At 59.1% G+C, this 19370-nt stretch carries 22 protein-coding genes; 16 read left to right on the forward strand and 6 right to left on the reverse strand.

Annotated elements, in window-relative coordinates; genetic code table 11:
• Positions 1–118 precede the first annotated feature (118 nt).
• The 6 genes from CBM981_RS15340 (at position 119) to CBM981_RS15710 (ending at position 4240) form a co-directional block, all read left to right on the forward strand.
• Complete coding sequence (locus CBM981_RS15340; protein ID WP_157665400.1) at positions 119–1366, forward strand: fibronectin type III domain-containing protein; 1248 nt, start codon at positions 119–121, stop codon at positions 1364–1366.
• A 105-nt stretch (positions 1367–1471) separates the two neighbouring features.
• Positions 1472–2410: an IS481 family transposase gene (locus tag CBM981_RS09930; protein WP_087067884.1), complete on the forward strand. Its 939-nt coding sequence runs from the start codon at positions 1472–1474 to the stop codon at positions 2408–2410.
• Positions 2411–2781: 371 nt separating this feature from the next.
• Positions 2782–3036 carry a type II toxin-antitoxin system HicA family toxin gene (locus CBM981_RS09935; protein ID WP_087068275.1) on the forward strand — a complete coding sequence of 85 codons (255 nt, stop codon included), beginning with the start codon at positions 2782–2784 and terminating at the stop codon, positions 3034–3036.
• Positions 3033–3365: a type II toxin-antitoxin system HicB family antitoxin gene (locus tag CBM981_RS09940; RefSeq protein ID WP_087068276.1), complete on the forward strand. Its 333-nt coding sequence runs from the start codon at positions 3033–3035 to the stop codon at positions 3363–3365. Before CBM981_RS09935 ends, CBM981_RS09940 begins: the two co-directional genes overlap by 4 nt.
• Positions 3366–3533: 168 nt before the next feature.
• Positions 3534–3836 (forward strand): type II toxin-antitoxin system RelE/ParE family toxin, encoded by a 303-nt coding sequence (locus tag CBM981_RS09945; RefSeq protein ID WP_087068277.1) that lies wholly within the window; start codon positions 3534–3536, stop codon positions 3834–3836.
• On the forward strand, positions 3836–4240 hold the full coding sequence (locus CBM981_RS15710) for an addiction module antidote protein (RefSeq protein ID WP_197686651.1): 405 nt from the start codon (positions 3836–3838) through the stop codon (positions 4238–4240). The genes CBM981_RS09945 and CBM981_RS15710 overlap by 1 nt, the downstream gene beginning before the upstream one ends.
• On the opposite strand, the gene CBM981_RS09955 is transcribed toward CBM981_RS15710, so the two are convergent.
• Positions 4215–5351: an IS5 family transposase gene (locus CBM981_RS09955; RefSeq protein ID WP_087066680.1), complete on the reverse strand. Its 1137-nt coding sequence runs from the start codon at positions 5349–5351 to the stop codon at positions 4215–4217. The two genes, CBM981_RS15710 and CBM981_RS09955, sit on opposite strands and share 26 nt — an antisense overlap.
• Between CBM981_RS09955 and CBM981_RS16210 the strand changes: the two genes are divergently transcribed.
• From CBM981_RS16210 to CBM981_RS09995, 10 genes are all read left to right on the forward strand, one after another.
• Positions 5350–5523, forward strand: a complete 174-nt coding sequence (locus CBM981_RS16210) for a hypothetical protein (RefSeq protein ID WP_369801695.1) — start codon at positions 5350–5352, stop codon at positions 5521–5523. The two genes, CBM981_RS09955 and CBM981_RS16210, sit on opposite strands and share 2 nt — an antisense overlap.
• A 189-nt stretch (positions 5524–5712) precedes the next feature.
• A complete protein-coding gene (locus CBM981_RS15345) occupies positions 5713–6609 on the forward strand; it encodes a hypothetical protein (RefSeq protein WP_157665401.1) in 897 nt (298 codons plus the stop codon).
• Positions 6610–6911: 302 nt separating this feature from the next.
• Positions 6912–7961, forward strand: coding sequence for an ATP/GTP-binding protein (locus tag CBM981_RS09965; protein ID WP_087068278.1), 1050 nt, complete (start codon positions 6912–6914; stop codon positions 7959–7961).
• 187 nt (positions 7962–8148) lie between these two features.
• Positions 8149–9675, forward strand: a complete 1527-nt coding sequence (locus tag CBM981_RS09970) for an IS5 family transposase (RefSeq protein ID WP_225867339.1) — start codon at positions 8149–8151, stop codon at positions 9673–9675.
• A gap of 173 nt (positions 9676–9848) precedes the next feature.
• Positions 9849–10193 (forward strand): hypothetical protein, encoded by a 345-nt coding sequence (locus CBM981_RS09975; RefSeq protein WP_197686652.1) that lies wholly within the window; start codon positions 9849–9851, stop codon positions 10191–10193.
• A 214-nt stretch (positions 10194–10407) separates the two neighbouring features.
• Positions 10408–10650, forward strand: a complete 243-nt coding sequence (locus CBM981_RS09980; RefSeq protein ID WP_087068279.1) for an AbrB/MazE/SpoVT family DNA-binding domain-containing protein — start codon at positions 10408–10410, stop codon at positions 10648–10650.
• Positions 10650–11006: an endoribonuclease MazF gene (gene mazF, locus CBM981_RS09985; protein ID WP_087068280.1), complete on the forward strand. Its 357-nt coding sequence runs from the start codon at positions 10650–10652 to the stop codon at positions 11004–11006. The genes CBM981_RS09980 and mazF overlap by 1 nt, the downstream gene beginning before the upstream one ends.
• Positions 11007–11233: 227 nt before the next feature.
• A protein-coding gene (locus tag CBM981_RS09990; protein WP_087068281.1) for an IS3 family transposase occupies positions 11234–12345 on the forward strand; the annotation gives its coding sequence in 2 pieces (ribosomal slippage) (positions 11234–11495 and positions 11495–12345; 1113 coding nt in all).
• A 357-nt stretch (positions 12346–12702) separates the two neighbouring features.
• Positions 12703–13146 (forward strand): hypothetical protein, encoded by a 444-nt coding sequence (locus CBM981_RS15350; RefSeq protein ID WP_157665402.1) that lies wholly within the window; start codon positions 12703–12705, stop codon positions 13144–13146.
• 673 nt (positions 13147–13819) lie between these two features.
• Positions 13820–15451 (forward strand): glutamate synthase-related protein, encoded by a 1632-nt coding sequence (locus CBM981_RS09995; RefSeq protein ID WP_087068282.1) that lies wholly within the window; start codon positions 13820–13822, stop codon positions 15449–15451.
• A 19-nt stretch (positions 15452–15470) separates the two neighbouring features.
• Here CBM981_RS09995 and CBM981_RS10000 read toward each other — a convergent pair whose 3' ends face one another.
• From CBM981_RS10000 to CBM981_RS10020, 5 genes are all read right to left on the reverse strand, one after another.
• Positions 15471–16796 (reverse strand): alpha-amylase family protein, encoded by a 1326-nt coding sequence (locus CBM981_RS10000; RefSeq protein WP_087068283.1) that lies wholly within the window; start codon positions 16794–16796, stop codon positions 15471–15473.
• A gap of 175 nt (positions 16797–16971) precedes the next feature.
• The gene (locus tag CBM981_RS10005) at positions 16972–17253 is read right to left on the reverse strand and encodes a hypothetical protein (RefSeq protein WP_087068284.1); all 282 of its coding nucleotides are present in this window, start codon (positions 17251–17253) and stop codon (positions 16972–16974) included.
• A 19-nt stretch (positions 17254–17272) separates the two neighbouring features.
• Positions 17273–17581 (reverse strand): chaperone modulator CbpM, encoded by a 309-nt coding sequence (locus tag CBM981_RS10010; RefSeq protein WP_087068285.1) that lies wholly within the window; start codon positions 17579–17581, stop codon positions 17273–17275.
• Entirely contained in the window at positions 17574–18485 is a 912-nt protein-coding gene (locus CBM981_RS10015; protein WP_087068286.1) for a DnaJ C-terminal domain-containing protein, read from the reverse strand. Before CBM981_RS10015 ends, CBM981_RS10010 begins: the two co-directional genes overlap by 8 nt.
• Positions 18486–18795: 310 nt before the next feature.
• Positions 18796–19032, reverse strand: coding sequence for a hypothetical protein (locus tag CBM981_RS10020; RefSeq protein WP_197686653.1), 237 nt, complete (start codon positions 19030–19032; stop codon positions 18796–18798).
• Positions 19033–19370 lie beyond the last annotated feature (338 nt).

Below are 19370 nucleotides of genomic sequence, written 5' to 3' on the forward strand. Positions count from 1 at the left end.
GTGACGCCCAATCAACAGGTAGATCTCTTATCCGCTGCTGATCTTGAGCGTTCGGCACGAAGCCGTTGAAGGAAGACAAAACAACTATAGTTCCTCCTTGACTTGAACCACGAACTTGATGACACCTAATACATCTACCAAGAATCTGCCAATAGCCAAGCAAGACAGCTTGCAAGCTGGGCAAAGTGCTTCACTCTCCAGCCAAGGCAAGGACACCAATCAGCTGAGGAATGCGCCAAGCGAGGGAAAGGATGTAAAGTGCCAGAGCATTAAGGTGCCAACCCCTTTAGGCGGGCTCGAAACCTCGTGCCTGCCTCTATGGGCGAATCTCTCAATACTTGGGCTCCTTGTTCTTACTCTTCCATTAGCATGCTGGCTATCGTTATCAAGAAAAAGGGAACAAAATAGTGATGCGTCTCGCCAACCAAAGTGGGTGCTTATAATCCTGTCTCTAACCACTTTGCTTATCGCAGCATGGGCGGGTCAACAGGTAATAACTCTTTTTTCTACCAAGGCTAAATCACCCTCGGAGACACCCAACTTTAGCAGCACCAGCCCTGCGATTAAAGACAATGTCCCCATCCCGAATTCGACACCAACACCGCCAAGCGCTCTGTTCTCTCGCCCATCGGAGAAAGAGGCAAGAATAGATCTTTCTTGGCGAGATGCAAAGCCTGATGAAGATGGCTACAGAATACAAAGACAGTCATTAGAGAAAGCTGGTGATGATTACGAGGAAATTGCTGTGCTACCGGCAAGCCAAAATAGTTTTAGTGACAGGAGCATTGTCCCAGGTCTAGGGTACACATATCGAATAACAAGCTTTAACTCGTTTGGCAGTTCATTCTCGCCCGTTGCTCGGGCTAGAGGCAATCGCCTGATAGGTCCATCACAGGCCATTGCGCGAGTTGATCCAGAGAAAGTTAGAGCTCTATTAAACGAGATAGACTACTATGACAGGAAAGAGCTGTCAGCAAATATGCCTGAGAGACAGGAAGTGAGATTTCTATTCCTAGTAATTGAGATTGCCCTGACCATGAGCCTAACGAGCTTAGCCTTGCTTTTAGTAGTTTCAACTTTCCCTGAGAATTACCTCAGCTTCTTTGTTCTTAAATGGAAATTACAGTGTAGAGCTTATATTATACTCCTTCTCGGACTAGGTGCTGTCACCGCTCAAGTGGCAAGCCATTATCAAGCAAGTCTGATGATTACAGAGTCACGGAGAGCGGGTGCCACTGCAGAAGTCAAGTCCGAACTATCCATTTTACGGTCCAAGGCTACCGATGTATCATCCAAAACAGATTTGGCGATGATCAGAGAGAGTTTCTACAACTTGTTAAGAAAGAACGGCAATACGGGATTTTGAAGAGAAGAGGCTAGGTGTGTAGTCCCACCACGTTGTTCAGCTGACGATTGGGTGTGAGGTCGCCAGGGTCGGGGTGTCACCGCCCATCCCAAGACCTCACACCCCATGCATAGCCACCCCAATGCCCGACTGACGCCGATCAGTCGGGAACGCCTGATTCGTCGGCACCTCAATGAGGGCGTGCCGCTCAAGGCCCTTGCGGCACAAGCCGGGATCAGCCTGCGCAGCGCCTACAAGTGGCTGGCGCGTTTCCGTGATGGCGGCGTAACGGCACTGGCGGATCGACGGAGTGTTCGCCGCACCCAGCGGCGGACGCTCGATCCGCAGCAACTGCAGCAGGCTGTGGATCTACGGCACCAGCGCTGCACTCTCCGGCGCATCGCCAGGGCCGTCAAGGCGCCCCTCTCGACCGTCGGACGTGTGATGAATGCCCTGGGGCTGGGACGGCTCAGAAATCTTGAACCCAAGGTTCCAGTTCGCCGCTACCAGTGGGAGCGGCCTGGCGACATGATCCATGTCGACACCAAACAGCTGGCCAGGTTTGAGCGGGTCGGTCACCGGATCACCGGTGACCGTCGTCAAGGCTCTTCCCGAGGCGCCGGCTACGAGAAGGTGCACGTCGCCATCGACGACGCCACCCGCCTGGCGTATGTGGAGGTGCTGGCCGACGAGCAGAGGGCAACGACTGTTGGATTCCTGGCCCGTGCAGTCGGTTGGTTCTCGGAGCAGGGGATCACCTGCCGGAGGATCCTGTCGGATAACGGCTCCGCCTACCGCTCAGGGGATTGGCGAAAAGCCTGCCGGGCATTGGATCTGAAACCCATCCGCACCAAGCCCTATACGCCGCAAACCAACGGCAAGGCCGAGCGGTTTATCAAAACGATCCTGGCGGAATGGGCCTACGTGATCGCCTACCAGACATCAGAGGAACGCAACCGCTGGCTACGTCGCTATCTGGCCATCTATAACGGCAACAGGTGCCACATGGCTCTCGGTGGCCTCACGCCTCAGCAGTCCCTCCAGCGACTGCTGATCGCTGAATGACCTGGTGAGAAAACACAGCTAGGCGGGATGTCAAATGTCGCCGACTGTGAGGAAGCATTTGCCATTCTCAATGCCTGTGCATTTGATCTGATGACAGAACTCGTCTCCAGGAATTCAAAAAGGCACATGACACATAGAAGGACCTTCATACAGTGCCAACATGAGATGGCGAAGGCAGGCAGAAGCAATTCGTTGTTATGCCATGGGATACACTCTGACGTTTTGCCGAACATCAAGATCCAGCGGACGGGAGCGGCAATACAGTGTCATGAGCACCTTCTGTTCCCGCCGCTGATCTTAAGCGTTATCCGTATCCAGCAAGCAGTTGACACGAGGCTGCGCCTGGTACTAGGTAGTAGTACCATTATGGGATGAAGCGGAAGCACCAGCGCACCCTTGAGCTGATCTTCTCCCGGCCTGTAAGCGGCAGCTTGCCGTGGAGGGACATCGAAGCCCTGTTTCAGGAGCTTGGCGGGGAGGTAAGTGAGAGGGCAGGCAGCCGGGTCGCGGTCGTTCTGTTTGGCGATGTCAAGGTCTTCCACAGACCCCACCCATCGCCCGATACAGACAAGGGTGCTGTGGCTTCTATCCGCAAATGGTTCGAAGAACACGGAGTGACACCATGAATCTGATGAATGTGGACGGCTACCACGCCAAGATTGAGTACGACGAGGAAACAGATCAGTTTCGCGGGGAAATTCTGGGAATCGCTGGAGGAGCGGACTTCTATGGATCAAGCCCGGATGAGCTTCGTCGAGAATTCAAGAAATCACTGGAGGTTTTTCTTGAAGTGTGCAAGGAGAAAGGAATCGAGCCACGTAGACAGTATTCTGGCAGGTTCAATCTGCGAATTCCTCCTGAACTGCATGAGAAGCTGGCGATGACGGCAGAGGTGCAGGGGAAGAGTCTGAACACCCTCGCTCAGGAAGCACTGCAGAGAAGTGTCACGGCATAGGGGAGCGGATAACATGCCCCTCGAGTGGTCAGGCCACCATAAAGTTCTCACCCATAGCCCATTCTTCTTGCCTGCCACTCAGGGGCAGCGTTCGAAGGATGTGGCGTTCTTGATGGGAGCCAACAAGGCAGCGTTGCGCGACCGTAGCCAGAAGGCTACAGTTGGTGGATGGTTGAAGTCCGCCAGACAGAGCGGTTCGTCCGATGGCTTGCGGGTCTGCGTGATCTGAGAGCCCGGGCGAAGGTTCTGGCCAGGATCGAGCGTCTCATCGGCGGCAATCCTGGCGACGTAAAGCCCGTTGGGGCTGGTGTCTCGGAGTTGCGGATCAACTACGGCCCTGAATACAGGGTCTACTTCCTGCAGAGAGGAACCGATTTGATCATCCTTTTAGCCGGCGGAGACAAGAGCTCACAAGCCAAGGACATTGATGAGGCCCTTCGTTTAGCAAGCAACCTGACGGAGGAGATCTGATGAAAGCCACGACAATCCCCTACGACGTTGCCGAGCATCTTCGAACGCAAGAGGAGATGGCGGCCTACCTGGAAGCCTGCATCGAGGAGGCGGATGGAGATGCTGCGTTCATTGCCAAGGCCCTGGGTGACATCGCAAGGGCCCAGGGGATGACCCAGGTGGCCAGAGACTCAGGACTTTCGAGGGAGAGTCTCTACGAGTTTGCAGAAAAAATCTCGTCGCGAGGCGAGTTCTCCCCCTCCGTGACCCAGCCAGCTGGTCATGGCGAGGCGATTATTGGAATGACTCAGGCTCGCTGTGAGTCCCTGATCCTCGGGATTGGTACCTCGCTCGACGCTGAATCTCCTCGCAGGCTCCCATCTCTGGAGAACGGCCTGTTCATGCCATCGCCTCCACAGGCCTGAGCAGGTTGCTCAGGCGGATCAGGTTGTAGGCGATCACATGCAGTCCGAACATGGCACTGACATTGGCCTGGCCGCGCAGCTTGAACTGGCGCAGGCCGCCGAACTGCTTGATCCAGCCGAAAACCTTCTCGATGCCGCGGCGTGCATGGATCGACTTGGCATAGCCCTCATGGCGAGTGGTGCGGCCATCGATGGCGGAGCCGCCGGAGCGTCCTGCGTTCTGGGCGACATGCGGGGTAACGCCGATCCGTCGCATCTCTGCGACGAATCCATGGGTGTCGTAGTTCTTGTCAGCACCGATGGTTTTCTGGTGGTGCCCGGGGAGATCGGCGGCCATCTCCTTGGCCGCATCCCGTTCGCCGTAGCCGTCAGCCTGGGTCACCCGGCAATCCACCACCAGGGCATGGCGGTTGTCCATGAGCACATGCCCCCGGTAGCTGGGCAGGGCCGGGTGAACATTCGACTTGCGGGCCAGAAGAGCGTCGGGATCCGTGCCGGAGCGATGGGTCTTGTTGCTGAGACGCACCCCGCGGAAGTCGCCCTTGGCCCGCTTCCTGCCATCCTTGGCCGCCCCGAATCCCTCGCCAGGGCCTGATGGCGGAGGCGGCGGGTCATCCTCTCCGTCGATTCGCTCCAGGGAGGCATGTGAGGCCCAGGCTTGGAGCAGGGTGCCATCGACGGAGAAGTGTTCATTGCTGAGCAGCGGTTTCACCTCCGGTGCCGCCATCAGCTTCTCCAGGAACCGGCCCATCAACTGCTCGTTGAGCAGCCGCTCACGATTCTTGGTGAACGTGGTCGGATGCCAGATCGGATCGTCAGGACTCAAGCCCACAAACCAGCGGAACAGCAGGTTGTAGTCGAGCTGCTCCAGCAGCAGGCGCTCCGAACGGATCCCGTAGAACGCCTGCAGCAGTGAGGCCAGCAGCAATTGCTCAGGCGGTATCGATGGCCTGCCTTCTGAGGCATAGAGATGGCAGAAGGTGGGATTGAGGCGATCGAGAGCCTGATCCGCCAGCTTGCGAATCCGCCGCAGCGGATGGCCGGCCGGAATCCGCTCCTCGATCGAGACGTAGGAGAACAGTGAGCCTGTGCGCTCCTGCTGACCACGCATCAAGCCTGAGGCGGATACTCCATTTTCGCAGGGGTGGGCGGGTTTTTCAGCGAACTCCTACAAGGCCTTGTCTGGAGAGCGCAGTCCCAGCTTTGACACAATCCTGAGGGTGGTCGCGGCCCTGGGCCTGAAGTTGAGCGCGAGTGTGAGAAGTGAAGCGGAGGTGACTTGAGCTTTACAGATGAGGCGTAGGTCCGCAAACGCTGCCTGTTGAGATGCGACACCTTCGAACAAGCCCCTGGAGCGGGCAGGCCGCCGCCGAGTCTGTTTCGATAGCGATAGCTTCTTGCCTGCCACTCAGGGGCAGCGTTATACGTATCGCTAAGCTTTCAGCTATCAAGCAAGGAACCTGCAAGGTCTGATGTTGAAGCCAGATTCATTCGAAATCGCTGCTGCCCTTCAAGAGCTACGCAAGCGGTGGGAGAACGTCTTAAATGCTCGTTATCAGACATGGCCAGGGCATTTCAGTGGCTTAATGACCTTTATGAGAGACAATCCTTATCTCGCCGATATTCTAAAGGAAGCTAGTCAGCAAAGTGCCGTCGCTTTTCGTGACTGGTGGTCCGAGTTCCAGGCAACAGGAAACTCTTTTGTTGGGACAAAGTCATATTCTATACCCACAGACAATACCACCAGGGCAGTGCTCTTTTATCAGTTCCTGGAGGAGATTGAGGCAGGGAGGATTGACCTTCAAAGATTTTGCGTTGATGCCTATGGGGCATCAAAGTTTCAAGATATGTCGGATACGTTCAACCGTGAGATTGTGTCCCATGTAGTGGGAGAGATGGAAAGGAAGTTGATTGATCTACAAAGCACTATAAGTAGTTCTCGGCTTGCAGACGAAGATCCTCCAGAAGTTGGAAAGGTGGCATACGTGAGCTCACGGCGAATAGAAGAACTTAGATCACTGACCCCGCAGGGCTTTGATTTATCAAGACTGGTTCGCCTGCTTGAAGAGCTCAACTCTAACTACGAGAACAGCTGCTTCATGAGTTGCGCCATGCTAGTCAGGGCAATCACCGATCACATCCCTCCAATCTTCAATAAATCAACCTTCGGAGAGGTTGCCTCAAATTATGGAGGAAGGTCATTCAAGGATTCAATGGAATATCTTGATCGCGGCCTTCGAAAGATTGCCGATAATCAACTTCATTCCCAGATTCGTCACAAAGAGTCTTTGCCAACAGCTCAGCAAGTTCATTTCTCCCAGATGCTTGACGTACTACTCGGCGAGATTATTATCCTACTTTCTAGATGAGAACGTATAACAACGCCATCCACCAGAGCCGCCACCGAGGGATGTCTCAAGTCGCGTAATCAATCAGCGGCCTGGTGATGGCGGGCGTTAGATGCACAGCCACTCAGGCCGGACTAGCAACTGAAGACACAGGAAAACAGAAGTGTTGAATACATATCCATCGCTGCAGGGCCTTGATCTGAGTGAAATGGGCTTGATTATGCACCGCCACCCCCATTCGTTCATGGAGGCCAATTGATGACTAGCATGGTAAAATCAACCTTTAACAGATCTAGCGCAACTCCCCTAAAACTGGTTCCTCAATGGCACTGCAGCGCCTAACAGCAAAGAATCTCACCGTCTTCACTAAGGCTGACTTGACCTTTGGCAAGGGGCTAAATGTAATTGTTGGCGAGAATGGCGCCGGCAAGACACACCTTTTAAAACTGGCCTATTCAGTGATTGCAACTTTCTGGGAAGAAGGAAGGAAGCCGAGTCCAACTACACCTACGAAGACTCATCTGCAGGTCAAACTCGCAGACAAGCTAGTCAATGTCTTCCGCCCGGAGGCACTCGGGCGATTGACTCGCAGAAAGCCTGGACGGGAAAGATGTGATGTAAGCCTTAAGTTCACAGACAGCAAGCACAACATATCCTTTAGCTTTGCCACCAACAGTAAGACCGAAGTTGCACTTGAAGTGACCCCAAGTTCTTGGCTAGAAGTGTCTGCCGCCTACTTCCCGACACGGGAGCTGCTCACAATCTTTCCCAACTTCGTCTCAGTTTACGAGGGACACTATCTTGAGTTTGAAGAGACTTGGAGGGATACCTGCTTAATGTTAGGCGAGCCTCTACAAAGAGGGCCTAGAGAAAAGCGCATTCAAGAACTCTTAGCGCCTATCGAGGATGCTATGGGGGGAAAGATTGAGCTCGATAAAGTTGGGCGCTTTTATCTCAGCACTCCAAATGGACGACTGGAGATGCCTCTAGTCGCAGAGGGCCTGCGGAAGCTTGGAATGCTTGCAAGGTTGGTTGCGACTGGAAGCTTGCTGGACAAAGGTTTCTTGTTTTGGGATGAGCCGGAAGCGAATCTTAATCCTATGCTAATTAAACAGGTAGCAAAAAGCATTCTGTCTCTAAGTTCATCAGGCATTCAGGTCTTTTTGGCAACTCACAGTCTATTCTTGCTGCGAGAGATCGAGATCCTTACATCTCAACAGCCCTTTGATGGGCTAAGCGCAAGGTTCTTCGGGTTGCATAAAGATGCCGATGGATCTGTAAGCGTATCTCAAGGTGACTCAATAGATGAGATCGGAGATATCACCTCGCTTGACGAAGAACTTGCCCAGTCCGATAGATTTATCGAAGCATGACCTCGCCATGACTGTGCATCATGTAGATGGGTTAGTATTCGACTTCCCTTCGCCTTGGCTAGCAAGCAAGTAGGGCCTCCTGAGAAAAGCCACATCCACTGCAGCGCAATGGATGTGAGCAGTTTTCTCGGCTAAAATGTACGAGATTGGGCTCGTTTGCGCCCAAAAGCCGCCCAGAGTTTTCCACATGTACCGACGTGAGCATCGTGATCAGCTCTCGTTCGAGGACTTCTTCCTGCCGTTTGGAGGAAAGCTCTCTGGTGACAATCGCTGGATCAAGCTGGCTGAGCTGATCCCATGGGATGAGCTGGAAGGTGACTATGCAGCTCAGTTCTGCAAGGGCTTTGGCGCCCCGGCAAAGCCATTTCGCATGGCACTGGGCGCCCTGATCATCAAGGCCCGCATGGGGCTGACTGATGAAGAACTGGTTGAGCAAATCAAAGAGAACCCCTATCTCCAGTTCTTCATCGGCCTGGAGGCATTTCAGTACTCGGCTCCGTTTGACCCATCAATGATGGTGTACTTCCGGAAGCGGCTGCCAGATTCGGTCGTGAATGACTGCAATGAACGAATCGTGCGTCACGGTCTGAACGTGATCCGTTCGTCTGCAGTTGATGAGCACGACAGCAGCGATGGAGGCGGAGCCGGGAGCGCAGCTGATCAGAAGATTGAATCCAAAACGCCACGGCCAAATCAGGGGTCACTGCTGATTGATGCGACATGCGTTCCGGCAGATATTCGGCATCCAACGGATCTCTCGCTGCTCAATGAAGGCCGAGAGCTCACCGAGACTCTGATCGATGCCATGTATTCGCAGGTCAGAGAGTCCTTTGGTCACAAACCACGAACGCATCGGAAGCAGGCCAGGCAGCAGTTCCTCGCCGTGGCCAAGAAAAAACGCCCTCGGTTTCTCAAGATCCGCAAAGCGATCAAGCAACAGCTTGGGCATCTCAAGCGCAACCTTGCCAACATTGACGCCCTGACAGCCTGTGGCGCAAGCCTTCTGGCGGCTGGGCGGCATGCCTATCAGAAGCTGTTGGTTGTCAGTGAGCTGGTCCGCCAGCAGAACATTCTCTATCGCTCAGACACCAGAAGTATTCCCGCTCGCATCGTCAGCCTCTGTCAAGCGCACATCAGGCCAATTGTTCGCGGCAAGGCGAGGTGCAATGTTGAGTTCGGCGCCAAGATCTCACTTTCTGTCACCGATGAAGGATTTGCTTTCCTGGATCGGCTGAGCTTTGACCCCTACAACGAAGGGGAAGATCTGAAAGTTCAGGCCCAAGCCTATCGTCGTCGATACGGCTGCTATCCGGAGGTGATCTGCGCTGATCAGATCTACCGCACAAGATCAAATCGGGCATTCTGCCAGCGTCACGGCATTCGGCTGAGTGGGCCTCGTCTTGGTCGCCCGAAGAATGATCCGGAGTTGGTGGCAGCCGAGAGGCGGCAGTTCGTTGATGATCAAAGGCGGCGCAATGCTGTTGAAGGCAAGATCGGTCAAGGCAAGCGTCGCTATGGATTGGGATTGATCCGAGAGAAACTGCCGGCAACACAGGGTTCATCCATCGCGATGAATGTCCTGGTCATGAACCTCCAGAAGCTCCTGGAGCTTCTTTGTCTCTATTTTGTGCTCTGCTGGCAACTCTTGGTCTCCGCCGCACGGGCTCTGAGCTCCAGCAGCAGAGAGCTGAGTTGTCAGCTCAGCGGGGCCTGAGGATCACTCAGAGGTCGCCCGGGCAGGCTCATTGTGGTGCGCATTGCCCGCGGCTCACTTTCTCAGGAGGCCCCAAGTACGACGAATGGAGTTTCTATCGCAATCAGTTTCTGCGCATGCGGCCTGGCATTAAATCAGTAGACTTAATTGCGCTCAATCCCGATACAGCATGGATGATTGAGGTCAAGGACTACAGAGTTCATCGCAGAACGAAGATAGTTGACATCCATCAGGAGTTCGCCGAGAAAGTCCTGCACACACTTTCAGCACTGCTGCCTGCAAAGGCTAACGCCACTGACCTCACGGAAAGGAGGTTTGCCGCTGAGACTCTCAGACGAGGCCGGCTTAGACTTGTACTACATCTAGAGCAGCCGGCAAAACATTCAAAGTTGTTTCCAAGAGCCATCAACCCCGTAAATGTACAACTAAAACTCAGACAAGTGCTCAAGGCTATTGATCCTCATCCTATCGTTGCAGAGACTGGAAGGATGCATGGCCTAGTCTGGTCTGTTGCGTAGTGCGCCATTAAGCATTATCCCGCTTCTAGTGGACAACGGGAAGCAACCTTGGCTTGATAGGCATCTAACATCAAGATTCAGCGGGCGTGCGCACTGAGGTCTCAGTTAAATCTTTAAGACTCATCCACGCCGCTGATCTTGGGCGTTAGAGAGATGGGGGCACAGGCTGCCGAGGCAAAAAGAGGTATAGTCGACGTATAGCCGCCACCGAGGTATGCAGACGAAGGTCCAAAAGTGGGGGAACAGCCTTGGTGTGAGGATTCCACGCGGCTTGGCTGAGGAGGTTGGGTTGGGTGCCGGCACCGAGGTCAGCCTCACCGCGAAGGATGGTGAGCTGGTCCTGAGGCCCTCTGTGCCAAGCCGCTTCAAGCTTGCGGATCTTCTTGCAGAGGTCACGCCAGAGAACATCCACGCGTCTATTGATTCAGGGGATGCAGTAGGCGCCGAAGCATTCTGATGTCGTCCCACGTGCCCGATCGTGGTGATTTGGTATGGCTGGAGTTCACACCTCAAGCCGGGAGTGAACAGCGTGGTAGAAGGCCAGCACTTGTTCTATCTCCAAGGTCCTACAACGGAAAAGTCGGTCTGCTCTTGTGCTGTCCTGTAACGTCCAAGGTCAAGGGATATCCCTTTGAGGTGGAGCTCCCTGATGGATATTCCGTCAGCGGAGTTGTTTTGTCAGACCAGCTCAAGAGCCTTGACTGGCGATCGAGGAAAGTGAAGTTCATCGAGCGAGCTTCCTCCCATGTAATGGCGATGGTGACTGCGCGGATTTTACCGCTTCTTGAACCTGACACTCCTGCCACTCTCTAACACAGCCATTCACCTGGTCCGCCCCCAATGTTCCATGGAAGCCTGTGGCGGTCGTCTCACACACTCTTGGCGGCCAGGTGATGGCAAGCGTTAGGGAAGGTCTGGACAACTGCACTGCGGAAAAGTGGTCGCAAGCAAGGGCATCAGCCTCGTGACGTGGACCCCGGAAACTGAACCAGTCCTTATGAGAGCTTCCCGACCGGCCAGACTTGGCCAGGAGAAGCCCCATGAAACGCAAGCGTCACACACCCGAGCAGATCATCCGCAAGCTGCGCACCGCTGAGCAGCTTCTCAACCAGGGCCAGAGCGTCGCTGATGTGTACAGGACCCTGGAGGTTTCTGCTCCCACCTACCACCGCTGGCAGCAGCTCTATGGCGGCATGAAAGCCACCGAGGCCAAACGCCTCAAGGAGCTGGAGCAGGAGAACAGCCGGCTCAAGCGATTGCTCGCGGATGCTGAGCTCGATAAAGCGATGCTCAAGGAGCTGGCCGAGGGAAACTTCTGAGCCCGGAACGACGCCGCAGGGCCGTGATGGTTCTGCAGGATCGCTTCCGGGTCTCACAGCGTCGTGCCTGCCGGCTGGCGGGCCAGAACCGCAACACCCAGCGCCGGCCCATGCCGGTGACGGCCATCGAGGAGCAGAAGCTACGTCGGCGGATCCGCGAGCTGGCCCTGCGCCATGTGCGCTGGGGCCGGCGGCTGGTCTACCGCCGGTTGCGGCTGGAAGGCTGGAGCGTCAACCACAAGCGGGTGCAACGGATCTGGCGGGAGGAGGGTCTCCAGCGGCCCCTGCCGCGCCGGCGCAAGCGCTCCCGGCCTGCGGGCGGCTCAAAGGAGCTGCTGAGGGCCGAGTACCCACACCACGTGTGGGCGGTCGACTTCCAGTTCGACCAGACAATGGATGGGCGCAGACTGAAGTTCCTCAATATTGTGGATGAATACAGTCGACTGTGCCTGGCTATTCATGTCGGCAGACGCTGCAAGGCGGTCGACGTGATCGACACCATTGAGGAACTACTCAAGCAGCATCCAGCACCCACTCATCTGCGAATGGACAATGGGCCTGAGTTCATTGCCCATGCATTGCAGGAATGGTGCACAGGCAGTGGCTCCAGCACGGCGTACATCGCGCCAGGTTCACCCTGGGAGAATCCATTTGTGGAATCATTCAACAGCCGCTTTCGGGATGAATTCCTGAATATCGAGCTGTTCGCGTCGGTGCCGGAAGCCAGGCTGTTGGCAGAGCAGTACCGGATGGAGTACAACACCTACAGACCGCATTCGGCGCTCCAGGGGCATACGCCCCTGGAGACCCTCCAGCAGTGGAGAGCGGCCTGACCACCCACCAGCTCTCAGAAGAACTGGACCAGTAATGGGGGTCACGTCACTCGCATCTCAGTCCCCTTAAATACCTAGGTCAACCGAACCTTCCCCGGCCAGCATAGAACACTCATGGAGATTCAATCTACACGCAAAGTCTCTTTGCCGAAGCGACTAAGCTCTGAGCTGCTTACTCCCACCGGAACAGAAAACGGCTGCCCTGGTCTAATTGTTTCAACCAAGCCACTTCTAGAGCAGTACAGCAGAGCAGCGAAGTCAATCGATGGATTGCTCGGCCAATATCATCCGAGACAGTTTCCAGCGTTGATAGCGACTCCGAGAGCCACGTCAAGCCTTTTCAGCCATACCCCAGAGTTGTCGCTTCTGAAGTCAGTCGCATCCTTTATCAGCTCCCAGATTCATCCACATCTAAAGCTGGGAGTGGACGCTATATGGCTGGCCTATGGCGCTGCGCAGCTTAAAGATGAGTGGACAAAATCCAATGCGGATCAAGTTTCCTGCGCCTTCAAGCTGGCGAGCCTCAGCTTCTCCGCTATCAGTCTGATGGGAGAATTTAATTCAGAGCTCAAACTTCCAGACTCTTGGTCCAACGGAATCAACTTTTACCTGACGAGTGGTGAGGCGATTTATCAGGGAAAGACGCCCCCAATCAATGAGTTGGCTCTGCTTGCAAAAGATAAACGCATGGACATCCCCCTCAAGCTTCTGAAACTGGCTGGCGCATCCCTTGACCCACAAGCAGCGACGAGCTCAACCGCGCAGGCAAAGATCAGCAACTTAACGTTCCTCACACCGTAGCCAAAGCCCATGCAGCGGCAGCATTGGCCATCCTCCAGGCGCGGGAAAGAGGTGCTATGAATTCACTTGCAAACAGAGAGTTGCTATCCGCGTGTGCACTGAAGTGCCGGTTGCGAGTAGCGCCGCGAAGATGAACCGCAAGCCTTACAGCAAGGCAGTCCGCCCATGGAGCGCAGCGAGCACCAGCCTCTTTGGTCGCGAGCAGACTTATCGCCATGCACTGTGATCAGACATCTCTCCTAGATCAACATTCTTTGATCCTGGTTGCAGCACAGGGCACCCGATAGCGCGATAGAGTAATACGTCGCCTACGAAGGCCATCATTTTTCGAGGCAGATCACTGGGAAAGCTGCTGGTACTGGCTCGCCAGAACCTGCCCCGTGGAGTCTGAATTCACTCCTCCATGCAGACGTCTAGCCAAAGGCTGCTTATCACGGGGCACTCCTGTGGGATTCACTCGGCCACCCGTCGTTCACGGAGCACAAAGCCCTCCCTGTGGAACTGCGCGGCCGCCTGACCATCAGCGAGGAGCTGATCGTTCCTGACGGCGGCTCAGACAAGGGCCGTGTCGCGATCGTTCTTGAACAAGCCTGGCCCCCACGCTGCCGATCCAGCTGAAGGCCCACAGACTGAAAGAGGGGCCCCGGGCCCCGGAGTTAGTGGAGAACGACCGATGACCGCGCCGAAGGTTGCCGCCCGTACGCCCATCGCCGTGAGCCTGGAGGAGGGGAAGGAGTACTACTACTGCGCCTGCGGCCGTTCCTCGGAGCAGCCCTTCTGCGACGGCTCCCACGAGGGCAGCGGCTTCACTCCCCTGGCCTTCGTGGCCCAGAAGAGCGGCAAGGCGGTGCTCTGCCGCTGCAAGCAGACCGCCACGCCCCCCTACTGCGATGGCACCCATGCCCGCGTTCCCGCCGATCGGGTGGGCACCACCTACGCCGTGGACCAGGACGGGGATGCCGACAGCGGAGATGCCGAAGCGGGCGAGGACGAGGAGGGTGAGCACGAGCCGCCGGAGCAGGGCGCGTCCTCCGGCGGCAAGATGCCCCAGCCCCGGGCCACGCAGGAGGAGCCCAATCTGGAGCTGATCCACCAGCTCGCCGAGCACGGCCTCGCGCAGGTGGGGCCCCAGGGGCCGGTGGTGTCGATGGGGGTGCCCCGCTCCCTGCTGCCCCGGTGGGACGACATCCAGATCCTCACGGCCCAGCTGGCGCGCCAGCCCCTGGCCGATGCCGCCCCGGTGGGCACCGAGCTGGTGATCGGCCCCCGGGCCCGGCAGCCGCTGCGGCTGGAGATCCCCCTGCTGGTGTCGGACATGAGCTTCGGGGCCCTCTCCGAGGAGGCCAAGCGGGCCCTGGCCAGCGGCGCCGAATTGGCCGGCACCGGCATCTGCTCCGGCGAAGGCGGCATGCTGCCCGCCGAGCAGGCCGCCAACCACCGCTACCTCTACGAACTCGCCCCGGCGATGTTCGGCTATCGCGAGGAGCTCCTGAGCCGGGTGCAGGCCTTTCACTTCAAGGCCGGCCAGGCGGCCAAGACCGGCGTGGGCGGGCACCTGCCTGGCGCCAAGGTGTCGGCCGCCATCGCCGCGGTGCGGGGCATCCCCGCAGGTGAGGCCGCCTGTTCACCCGCCAGCTTCGCCGACCTCCGCACCCCAGACGACTTCCGCCAGTTCGGTGATCGGGTGCGGCAGCTCAGCGGCGGCATCCCGGTGGGCTTCAAGCTGAGCGCCCAGCACATCGAGGCGGATCTCGATTTCGCCCTCGAGGCCGGGGCCGACTACCTGATCCTCGATGGCCGCGGCGGCGGCACCGGCGCCTCCCCGCAGCTGCTGCGCGATCACATCGCCGTGCCTACCATTCCCGCCCTGGCCCGGGCCCGGGCCCATCTCGAGCGCCGCGGCGCCAGCGGCCAGGTGAGCCTGATCATCACGGGCGGCATCCGCACCCCCGCCGACTGCATCAAGGCCCTGGCCCTGGGCGCCGACGGCATCGCCCTGGCCAATGCCGCCATCCAGGCGATCGGCTGCGTGGGCTCGCGCATCTGCCACACCAACCGCTGCCCGGCCGGGGTGGCCACCCAGGATCCCGCGCTGCGGAGCCGTCTGCAGGTGGAGCCCGCCGCCCAGTGGCTGGATCGCTTCCTGCGGGCCACGGTGGCGCTGATGCAGGCGATGGCCCGCGCCTGCGGCCACGACCACTTGCACCGCATGGACCGCCACGATCTGGCCAGCTGGCAGCGGCCCCTGGCGGAGCTGGCCGGCATCGCCTGGAGCGGGGCGGCGCCGACGGGTGGATCGGCTTGATCTACCCGAGCTACCCGAGCTACCCCGTGGCGAGCCACATCTGGGCTGTGCGGGGCGGCACAAACAGGCTGAGCCGGTCGCCGGAGAGGGTCATGGTGTGCCCATGGATCAGATCCCTGTACTGCCCCGGGTTCCTCAGCCCCCAGGTGCTGAACTCGGCCCACTGCTCGGTGGCACTTTTGTTGATCGCCACAATCCCCCGCTCGCCGCGCCGGAAGATCAGCAGCACGTCGGTGGCATGGAGCAGGGCCATGGCCTCGCCGTGCACGGCATTGTGGAACTGCACCATGGCCGCAAGGTCGGCGCGCTTGTAGACATCGAACCAGCGGTCGCGATCCACCGCATAGGCGGATTCATTGTGATCGGAGTAGATCAGCGGCACGCCCCCATCGCGGCCCAGCACATAGGCATAGGCCAGATGCTCATCCTGGGGATCGAGGATGGCGTAACGGAAGCCATCGTTGTGGGGGATGTCGTGGGTCACGACAAACGTCACGGCACGGTGCCAGGGCAGGGCGTTGCCAGCAGCGGCGGGGTCCACCAGGCTGCGCATCGACCCCCCGAAACCGAAGGCTTCCCGCATCGTGGTGAACAGGGGGAAGTCATAGGCAGACATCCAGGTTTCCTGCAGGAAGGGCCACAGAAACACCTGCTCATCGTGATCGCCGCCGGTGAGCACTTCGCCGAACCAGAACTTGTTCCTCACAGCGGGCCTGTCGGCCAGGTTGTCCACCATCTTCTCGGTGATGTGCTTGATGGCATCCACGCGGAACCCATCGAATCCCATCGCCACCAGGGCGCTCACCATCTGGTGCTGCTGCTCCAGCACCCAGGCAGAATCCTGCAGGTCGGGCAGGCCGGAGAGGTTCTGAAACTGCACGGCGCCACGATCGCTCCACTCATGGCCGTCGATTTCGCCCGCCTGGTTGAAGTCCCACGGTGAGAACAGGCCTTCGCCGAGATCGCCGTACAGCCGGTTGCGCTCAAAGGTGTCCGGATCCTGCCGGTAGCGCTCCAGCTCCGCCGCGCCGGGGAAGTTCAGCCGGTCGTCGCGGGCTTCGTTGGCCATGTGGTTGATCACCAGATCCGCATACACCCGGATCGGTGGGTCGCTGGCATGGCAGGCGGCGATCAGCTGCTCCAGCTCCCGCTTGCCGCCGAGGTGGGAGAGCAGGATGCGGTAATCCTTCGGCTGGTAGCGCTGCCACCAGGCCTCGCCGTTCGGGTCGGAATACAGCGGCGGCGGGATCAGAATGGCGCCGTAGCCCACCGCTGCAATGGCATCCAGGTTGTCAAGGATGTCCTGGTACGTCCAGTTGAAGGCGTGCAGGGTAACCGTGCGCATGGGAACAGGAACCTCCCGGAGTGGCAACGAGCAAGCGTGGCGTAGGGCAGGCGATCAGGCCGCTGCCAACCCTTGCGTCTGGATGCCGGCACCGTATCCCGGATCACCGGCTCCAGACCGTGTCCAGCCGTACACCCCCATGGCGGCCCTGTGCTGCCGCGTGCGGCGCTGGGCGTCAGTCGTTGAGCAGATCGAAGATCGCCTTCTGCAGATCCTTCGACTGCTCCAGCTGATCGAACACCCAGGCCATCGCGGTGGCCGGCTGCTCGAAGCCCAGTGCGTCACAGAGCCGCTGGATGATGGCGGAATGCTGCTCGTAGAGGGCCAGATCACTCACCTGCTGCACGCTCAGGTGCCGGGTGATCAGGGCCTCGGTGCTGTGTTCGGTTGTGGTGAGTTCGGAAGCTGTTCGCTGGGTAGCTGTTTGCTCGGTAGCTGTGAGATCGGCAGGCTCCATGGCGACAACCTCCCTGGTCTCAACGGGGCAGATGACACTCTAGTTCCCGCACCCGCTGCTCCAGCGCTTCGATCTTCTCCAGATAGGTGAGGGCCAGGGCCATGCCGGGGGGGTTGAGCCCGAAGGCATCGCGCAGCTTCACCGCCCGCCGGGCCTGGTGCACCACCCGCGCCTGGAAGCTCCAGCCGCTGCCGCCCGCCTGGGTTTCGAACACCCCGAACTCCACCAGTTCCACCAGCTCCTCCTGGGCCAGGCCCGAGGCCGCCAGCAGTTCCGCCGACTCCACCGGTGCGTCGCCCTCCGCCGGGATCAGCAGATCGTCAGCCATCGCTCGACCCTCCGTTGAACTGCGGACGGGGCTGGAAGGAGGACGCCGCCGCCAGCTCACGATAGAGCTGCTGTTCCGCCTCGCCGATCTCCTTCGGCACCACGATCTGCAGCACGCCGTAGAGATCACCGGCGCCCTGCCCCCGTTTCGGCAGGCCCTTGCCGGCCAGCCGCAGCTTCTGGCCCGGCTGCGCTCCGGGCTTCACCTGCACCGTCACCCGGCCCTCGAGGGTGGGGAGCTCGATCGCGGCCCCCAGGGCCGCCTCCCACGGGGCCAGCGGCAGCTCGAGGTAGAGGTCGTGCCCCACCGGCCGGAACAGGGGGTGCGGCAGCAGCTCGATCCTGAGGTACACATCGCCGTTGGGTGCCCCGCCGCTGCCGGCGCCGCCGCGGCCGGGAATGCGCAGCCGCTCGCCATCCACCACCCCCTTCGGCACCCGGATGCGCACCAGTCCCTCCGGCTTCTCCAGCGTCACCTCGGTGCCGTGGCACACCTCATCCAGCCGGAGGCGGGCCACGGCCTCCACGTCTTGGCCGCGAATCGGGAAGTCACCCCCTCCCGGCTGCCGCCGCTGGGAGGCCCGGAAGCCCATCTGCTCGAACAGCTCCGAGAGGTCCACCTCCCGGTAGGGCTGGCCCTGCCAGAAGCGGGTGTCCCACTCCGGCGGCGGGTGGAACTCCTCGCCGGGGCGATGGCGGCCCAGCTGGTCGTAGGCCTGGCGCTTCTCCGGATCGGAGAGGGTCTGGTAGGCCTCGCTCACCGCCTTGAAGAGCTCCTCGTGGCCCTCCTCCTTGGAGATGTCGGGGTGATAGCGGCGCGCCAGACGCCGGTAGGCCTTCTTGATCTCCTCCTCGCTCGCCTCCCGACCGACGCCGAGGGTCTCGTAGTAGTCCTTGAACTTCATGGAGACGTCACGGCAGCCAGCCGGCTGCAGGTGGGTGGGTGCTTCGGTGCCATCCTCCCGCCGGCCAGCCCCCTGCGGCAGGACCAGACCCCTCCACTTCAATCACGCGACGCATCACCACCCACCGAGCGCACCCAGACAGGGCGCGGAGAGGGATGCCTCCAAGGCGCCCATGTCCAAGGCGTTCGTACCGCGCGAACCTCGACGCACCATCCCCGTGCCGCGATGCACCCAGGGGTGAAGGCAGGCGCCGGATGGCTGAAGGATCTCCCCGGCCTGATCCCGGCGATTGCCTCGGCGGCTCGCTGCCTCAGCGGCCCGATTCGATGCCGGCTTCCACTTCCCGAATCGCCTCGTCAATCAGCTGGATGGCCTTGACGCGGTGCCCGCCCTTGTCATGGGTGGCCTTCTCCAGGCTCTGCCTGGCCTGATTCAGGCTCACCAGAGCAGCCTTCATGTTGGGTTGGTTGGCCTGAGCAGGCACCTGCACCGTGAGGGCCGCCACGGTGGCCAGGGTGGTGAGGGCGGCGATGGCGAAGCGTTTCATCGGCTGGGCACGGATCCGGAGGGACCTGGGCAGGGGGATAAAAAAAAGTAGCCAGGTAGGCCGTTGCCGCCGCCGGTCGGTGGGAGCCGCCTCGAGCCAGTGGTGGCGACGCTGTCCGCGCACGTCCCCTCACGTCCGCCCCAGGGTGGGCCTTCCCAGCAGGCCCAGCTTCAGCGTCGGTCCTGGGCACCGGCACCTGGTCGCAGCACCTGTTGAACCCCTGGTAGAGCTCGAACGGATCGGGAGCCGTGTTGCCCTGCTCCAGCTCGAGGGGATGGCCCGGCAGGCACGGGAGCTCCCCCAGCGGCAGGCAAGCGGACCTGCCGGCGGCTTGCCCT

The organism is Cyanobium sp. NIES-981 (assembly GCF_900088535.1).
Lineage (GTDB): Bacteria > Cyanobacteriota > Cyanobacteriia > PCC-6307 > Cyanobiaceae > NIES-981.

Coding starts and splice junctions, on each gene's coding strand:
- CBM981_RS15340 (WP_157665400.1), top strand. CDS start 119: ATGACACCTAATACATCTACCAAGAATCTGCCAATAGCCAAGCAAGAC.
- CBM981_RS09930 (WP_087067884.1), top strand. CDS start 1,472: ATGCATAGCCACCCCAATGCCCGACTGACGCCGATCAGTCGGGAACGC.
- CBM981_RS09935 (WP_087068275.1), top strand. CDS start 2,782: ATGAAGCGGAAGCACCAGCGCACCCTTGAGCTGATCTTCTCCCGGCCT.
- CBM981_RS09940 (WP_087068276.1), top strand. CDS start 3,033: ATGAATCTGATGAATGTGGACGGCTACCACGCCAAGATTGAGTACGAC.
- CBM981_RS09945 (WP_087068277.1), top strand. CDS start 3,534: ATGGTTGAAGTCCGCCAGACAGAGCGGTTCGTCCGATGGCTTGCGGGT.
- CBM981_RS15710 (WP_197686651.1), top strand. CDS start 3,836: ATGAAAGCCACGACAATCCCCTACGACGTTGCCGAGCATCTTCGAACG.
- CBM981_RS09955 (WP_087066680.1), bottom strand. CDS start 5,351: ATGCGTGGTCAGCAGGAGCGCACAGGCTCACTGTTCTCCTACGTCTCG.
- CBM981_RS15345 (WP_157665401.1), top strand. CDS start 5,713: ATGTTGAAGCCAGATTCATTCGAAATCGCTGCTGCCCTTCAAGAGCTA.
- CBM981_RS09965 (WP_087068278.1), top strand. CDS start 6,912: ATGGCACTGCAGCGCCTAACAGCAAAGAATCTCACCGTCTTCACTAAG.
- CBM981_RS09970 (WP_225867339.1), top strand. CDS start 8,149: ATGTACCGACGTGAGCATCGTGATCAGCTCTCGTTCGAGGACTTCTTC.
- CBM981_RS09975 (WP_197686652.1), top strand. CDS start 9,849: ATGATTGAGGTCAAGGACTACAGAGTTCATCGCAGAACGAAGATAGTT.
- CBM981_RS09980 (WP_087068279.1), top strand. CDS start 10,408: ATGCAGACGAAGGTCCAAAAGTGGGGGAACAGCCTTGGTGTGAGGATT.
- mazF (WP_087068280.1), top strand. CDS start 10,650: ATGTCGTCCCACGTGCCCGATCGTGGTGATTTGGTATGGCTGGAGTTC.
- CBM981_RS09995 (WP_087068282.1), top strand. CDS start 13,820: ATGACCGCGCCGAAGGTTGCCGCCCGTACGCCCATCGCCGTGAGCCTG.
- CBM981_RS10000 (WP_087068283.1), bottom strand. CDS start 16,796: ATGCGCACGGTTACCCTGCACGCCTTCAACTGGACGTACCAGGACATC.
- CBM981_RS10005 (WP_087068284.1), bottom strand. CDS start 17,253: ATGGAGCCTGCCGATCTCACAGCTACCGAGCAAACAGCTACCCAGCGA.
- CBM981_RS10010 (WP_087068285.1), bottom strand. CDS start 17,581: ATGGCTGACGATCTGCTGATCCCGGCGGAGGGCGACGCACCGGTGGAG.
- CBM981_RS10015 (WP_087068286.1), bottom strand. CDS start 18,485: ATGAAGTTCAAGGACTACTACGAGACCCTCGGCGTCGGTCGGGAGGCG.
- CBM981_RS10020 (WP_197686653.1), bottom strand. CDS start 19,032: ATGAAACGCTTCGCCATCGCCGCCCTCACCACCCTGGCCACCGTGGCG.